The 5,094-nt window shown below is 71.8% G+C and carries 5 protein-coding genes; 1 reads left to right on the forward strand and 4 read right to left on the reverse strand.

Annotated features, from left to right (window positions below):
* Positions 1-928: SMR family transporter (locus M0R80_31300; protein ID MCK9464129.1), on the forward strand; the 928-nt coding region annotated here is incomplete at its 5' end.
* On the opposite strand, the gene M0R80_31305 is transcribed toward M0R80_31300, so the two are convergent.
* The 4 genes from M0R80_31305 to M0R80_31320 all read right to left on the reverse strand — a co-directional run.
* On the reverse strand, positions 925-1,905 hold the full coding sequence (locus tag M0R80_31305) for a D-alanine--D-alanine ligase (protein ID MCK9464130.1): 981 nt from the start codon (positions 1,903-1,905) through the stop codon (positions 925-927). The genes M0R80_31300 and M0R80_31305 overlap by 4 nt on opposite strands.
* 97 nt (positions 1,906-2,002) lie before the next feature.
* The gene (locus tag M0R80_31310) at positions 2,003-4,213 is read right to left on the reverse strand and encodes a sulfatase (GenBank protein ID MCK9464131.1); all 2,211 of its coding nucleotides are present in this window, start codon (positions 4,211-4,213) and stop codon (positions 2,003-2,005) included.
* Positions 4,214-4,239: 26 nt separating this feature from the next.
* Entirely contained in the window at positions 4,240-4,626 is a 387-nt protein-coding gene (locus M0R80_31315; protein MCK9464132.1) for a cytidine deaminase, read from the reverse strand.
* The coding region (locus M0R80_31320; GenBank protein ID MCK9464133.1) for a purine-nucleoside phosphorylase at positions 4,623-5,094 on the reverse strand (472 nt) is incomplete at its 5' end. The genes M0R80_31315 and M0R80_31320, both read right to left, overlap by 4 nt.

The raw sequence follows: 5,094 nt of genomic DNA on the forward strand, positions 1-5,094 counted from the left end.
CCTCATGATCGTGTCGCTCATCGTCATGCCGGTCATCCTGCTCTTCGTCATGGCGTCGCACGACCTCGAGCTGATGGCGTCGCTGCACACCGCCGCGGAGCACTTCCACAAGGGCTACCTGTACGACTCGGTCACGGGCGGCGAGACCGGCGCCGCCGCGCTCCTCCTGATCGTCAGCGGCATGAGCTGGGCGCTCGGCTACACGGGGCAGCCGCAGCTCCTCACGCGGCTCATGCTCGTGCGCAGCCGCGCGGACTACGACCGGGGCAAGTGGGTGGCCGGCGCCTGGACGCTGCTCGCCTACGCGGGCGCGATCCTGATAGGCTTCATCGGCATCGCGTTCGTGCAGGGGGGGCTCGTCGAGCCCGACGCGGTCGCGCGCCTCTCGGACACGGAGCACAAGGGGTTCGAGCTGATCTTCCCGGTGCTCGTCAGCGCCTTCATGCTCCCGGTGCTCGCCGGGATCATGCTGAGCGGCGCGATCTCGGCCATGATGTCCACCGCCTCGGCGGAGATCATCCTCTGCTCGTCGACCATCACCGAGGACGTCCACGGGAGCTTCGCGAAGACGCGGATGGAGGGGAAGCGCGCCCTCTGGTTCAACCGGATCGTCACCCTCGCCGTGGGGCTCGCCGCCTTCCTGCTCGCGCTCACCGTGCAGGACTCGGTGTTCGGCCTCGTGTCCTACGCCTGGTCGGGCATCGGCTCGTCGTTCGGCCCGGCGCTGCTGCTCATCCTCTTCTGGAAGCGCGTGTCGCGCGCCGGCGTGATCGCGTCGCTCGTCTCGGGCACGGTGGGCACGATCCTGTGGAAGAGCATGCTCCAGGAGAGCACGGGAGTCTCGGAGCGGCTCACGAGCTTCGTCTTCGCGTTCGCGATGGCCGTGCTGTTCTCGCTGATCCTGCCGGAGAAGAAGCGGCCCGACTAGGCGCTCCGGCCGAGCGCGTCGTCCACGACGATCCGGATGACGTCGTCGAACCCCAGGCCGCCCCGCGCGGCCGCGGCGAGGAAGCTCGAGTCGGTCCCCAGGTAGGGGTTGGCGTTGATCTCGAGGATCCACGGCCTGCCCTCCCGGTCCACCCGGAAGTCGACCCGGGCGTACCCTCCGAGGCTGAAGACGCCCCAGCACCTGCGGGCCATCTCGGCGAGCTCGTCGACCAGCCGGGCGTCGCTTCCGGAGAAGCCGAACCGCCGCTCGAGGCGCGCGCCGCTCCCGGGATCGCTCCCCCACTTGGTCTCGTAGTCGACGATGCAGGGCCTGCCCGATTCGAAGCCGTGGAACTCGAGCTCCATCGGGGGGAGCACGCGGGGGCCGCCGCGGTCGGAGATGAGCGAGACGTTGAACTCCCGGCCGTCGACGAACGCCTCGACGAACCAGTCGTCCCGCCCCTCCTTCGCCATGCCCGAGGCGCGGGCCTCGAGCTCCGCAGTCCCGTGAAACACCGAGTGCTTGTCGAGGCCGAACGACGCGTCCTCCCAGACGTGCTTGAGGATGTACGGCGGCGCGAGCGGGACGTCGTTCGCGGCGGCGCGATCGACCGTGCACCACCGCGGCGTCCTGAGCCCGTGGGCCCGGAGCAGGCGCTTCGCGATCACCTTGTTCGAGGTGAGGTAGATCGCGTCGGCGCTCGACCCCGTGTAGGGGAGCTCGAGATCGTCGAGGATCGACGGGACGACGTGGCCGTGCCGCCCGCTCTCGTCGAGGGAGTCGACGCAGTTGAAGACGAGCTTCGCGCCGAGATCCCGGAACGAGGACTCGTCGACGCTCCCGTTGACCGGCAGCTGGACGGGGCGATATCCGAGGCGGGTCAGCGCGGCCGAGACGTCGTCGATCTCGACGCGCTCGCTCCCATCTTCCTGAGAACAGATCTCGATGACCTCATCATAGACGACGGGGACCGTCATGGACTCCCTTGCGTTTGGAGACGAGAACCTATCGAAAATACCCGATCTGAGCCGATCGGCAACCCGTTAATCTCGAAAACCGCGCCGGGCCGCTCGACTACCTCGCCTCGAGCTCCAGCGTGCTGATCGAGTTGCGCTCGACGAAGCGATCGATCTGCGCCCGCAGCGCGGCCGCGATGTCGGGGCGGGCCTGCATGGCGTTGCGCTTCTCCTTGGGATCCTCCCGCAGGTCGAACAGGAACTCGCGGCGCTCGTTCACCCAGCGGATCATCTTCCACCGCATCCCGGTCACCGACTTCTGGAACCGCTTCTTCGCGCCCTGCCCGAACGTCTTCTCGCTGAAGACCAGCCGATCGGCGTCGCGGTGCCCGGCGTAGAGGTACGGGAAGAGCGAGTCCCCGCGCAGGTAGGGCCGCTTCAGCCCTGCGGCGTTGAGCAGCGTCGCCGCGATGTCGACGTTCGCGACCGGCGTGTCGACGCGGCGCGGCGCGGCCCCGGGCGCCCAGACGACGAGCGGCACGTGGAGCAGCTCCTCGTAGAGCCCGTAGGCGTGGTTGCTCTTCCCGCGATCCTCCCGGAAGCCGTCGCCGTGATCCGCGCCGAAGACGACGACGGTCGGCGGCGCCCCGGGCGCGCGCACGAGGTCGAGCAGCTGGCCGACGTACCTGTCGGTGAACAGGATCTCGCCGTCGTACTTGTCCATCTGCGATCCCCCGAAACGCGGCCGCCCCTCGTGGTCGAGGTACTTGCCGTGCGGATCGTAGAAGTGCACCCACAGGAAGAACGGCCGCTTGCCCCGCCTGGCCTTCTGGTAGAGCGCCTTGGCGCTCGCCAGGATCCTCGGCGACGTCACGGTGTCGTTGGGGTGCGGCTTGCTCGCCGCCTGATCGGTCTCGTCGAACCCTTGCAGGAGGCCCCACCGCGGGCCGTTGGCGTAGCCTATCGAGGTGACGCTCATCGTCGCGTACCCCGCGCGCTTCAGGTGCTCCGCGAGGAGCGTCTCCCGCGGGTCGATCGCCGGCGGCATCAGGTCGTCGACGTAGCTGACCTGGTAGGAGTACTTCGAGGTCATGAGCGAGGGCATGGACGAGATCGTGCCGGTGCCCTGGCTGTACGCGCGGTCGAACACGACGCCGCCCTTCGCGTGCCGATCGAGCCGCGGCGTGGTCGCGCGCCCGTAGCCGTGCAGGCTCGTGTGGTCGGCGCGCAGCGCGTCCACGGTGACGAGCACGAGGTTCGGCTTCGCCGGGAAGCCCGGCGGCGGCGCGGCGTACGCCTTCGCGTTGCGCAGCTCCTGCGACCGGGCGGAGGCGTCCCCGGCGACGCAGTTCTCGTCGACGCCGTTGCCCGGGATCTCCGTGGCGCCCGGGCCGATCGACGCGTCGAACGGAGCGCAGTCCCCGCCGCCCAGGAAGGGCGACGCGCCGTCGCCGTCGAGGTCGCTCGCCGCGAGGAAGCCCGAGACGACGACGCTCGACGGGGTGTCCTGCTGCAGGGCGGCCTGCCGCACGGCCTCGACCTCGCCGAGCCCGAGCGCCGCCGCAGGTCCCAGGACGACGAGGCCGATCGTCCAGGCGCCCGTGCGCCGCCACCGCGTCCACCTGGGCGAGAACGCCACGGCGAGCGCGAAGGCGAGGAGGAAGGCGCAGGGCAGCGCGGCGATCCACGCGACGAGCTCGAACCCGACGTCCCGGAGCGTGTCCCAGGCGAGCGCGGCGGCGACGGCGATCCCGGCGAGGACGACGGCGAGCGAGGCGATCGCCAGGCCGACGCTCCCGAGCATCCGCCCGAGCCCCCGGCCGCGCAGCGACGCGACCGCGCGCCCGAGCCCGAGGAACGCGCGCCGCAGCACGACGCCGAGGGCCACGCAGAGCGCGAGCAGGATCGCCGCGCACAGGACGCCCGCGAGCGGCTTGTTCTCGAACGCCTCGTCAAACGCGGAGTAGAGCGTCCCGCCGGCCGCGAGCGCGGCGGCCACGCAGAGGCCGACCGCCCAGAACCAGCCGAGCGGCGCCACCGCACCGGCCCGGAAGGCCCGGTACCGCTCGGCGGCTCCCGCCCGCAGGTCGACCGCGCCCTTGCCGTGCCAGCACCAGAACCAGAGCCCGAGCGCCCCGCCGCCGACCGCGCCGACGGGCGCGAGGAGGGTCAGGAAGAAGATCGGCGCGAGGGCACAGCCGAGCGCCGGGGCCCGGCTCGACGAGGCGGCCGCGAGCGCGAAGCAGCTCTCCGCGAGCCCAACGACGATCCCCACGGCGATCCCCGCGAGCGCCCCGGTCTTCAGAGAGTCTCTGACAGGCGAGCCCATGGCACGCTCCGCGTGAGCCCGCTCCTTCACAGCCCCGGGCCGAACGGCTGCGGCAGGAGCGCGGCGAGCGTGGTCTCGATCGGCTCACCGCCGTCCGCGCCGACGATCCGCACCTCGGCGGCCGGGTTGAACTCGGCGAGCGCCTGCCGGCACATCCCGCACGGCGCGACCGGCTTCGGGCCCACGACGACCACGGCCGCGAGATCCCGGCACCCGGCGGCGACCGCCGCGGCCAGGGCGGCGCGCTCCGCGCAGATCCCGACCGGGTACGACGCGTTCTCCACGTTGCACCCGGCGAACACGCGTCCGGACGCGAGCACCGCGGCGCCGACGCAGAACGACGAGTACGGCGCGTACGCCCGCTCCCGCGCCTCGCGCGCGGCAGCCTCGAGCGGCTCCCAGTCCCGGCTCATCGCCCCGCCTCCGCGAACGACGGCATCGCCGCCCCGATGAGCCGCGTGAGATCGTCGGCGGCGCGGGCCGCCGCGAGCTGCACGTCCTCGTGCGTGAGCTTGGGACCGCCCGCCTGCGCGGCGGCGTTCGTGATGCACGAGATCCCGACGATCCGCGCCCCGAGGTGGCGCGCGGCGACAGCCTCGAGCACGGTCGACATCCCGACCGCGTCCGCGCCCATCGCCCGGAGCATCCGCACCTCGGCGGGCGTCTCGTAGGACGGCCCGACGAGGCCGACGTAGACCCCGCTGCGGAGCTGTATCCCCCGCTCCGCGGCGCAGTCGTTGAGCGCGGCGCGGAGCCGCGGATCCCAGGCGTCGGTCATGTCCGGGAACCGCGGGCCGCGCGCCGAGTCGTTCGGGCCGCGCAGCGGGTTCAGCCCGGTCAGGTTGATGTGATCCTCAACCGCCATGAGCCCGCCCGCGCGG

The organism is Pseudomonadota bacterium, from assembly GCA_023229365.1.
Taxonomy (GTDB): Bacteria; Myxococcota_A; Polyangia; order JAAYKL01; family JAAYKL01; genus JALNZK01.

What these genes read in the sequence shown, in the direction of transcription:
- M0R80_31315 (MCK9464132.1), bottom strand. Translation starts at nt 4,626, where the DNA reads ATGAGCCGGGACTGGGAGCCGCTCGAGGCTGCCGCGCGCGAGGCGCGG.
- M0R80_31305 (MCK9464130.1), bottom strand. Translation starts at nt 1,905, where the DNA reads ATGACGGTCCCCGTCGTCTATGATGAGGTCATCGAGATCTGTTCTCAG.
- M0R80_31310 (MCK9464131.1), bottom strand. Translation starts at nt 4,213, where the DNA reads ATGGGCTCGCCTGTCAGAGACTCTCTGAAGACCGGGGCGCTCGCGGGG.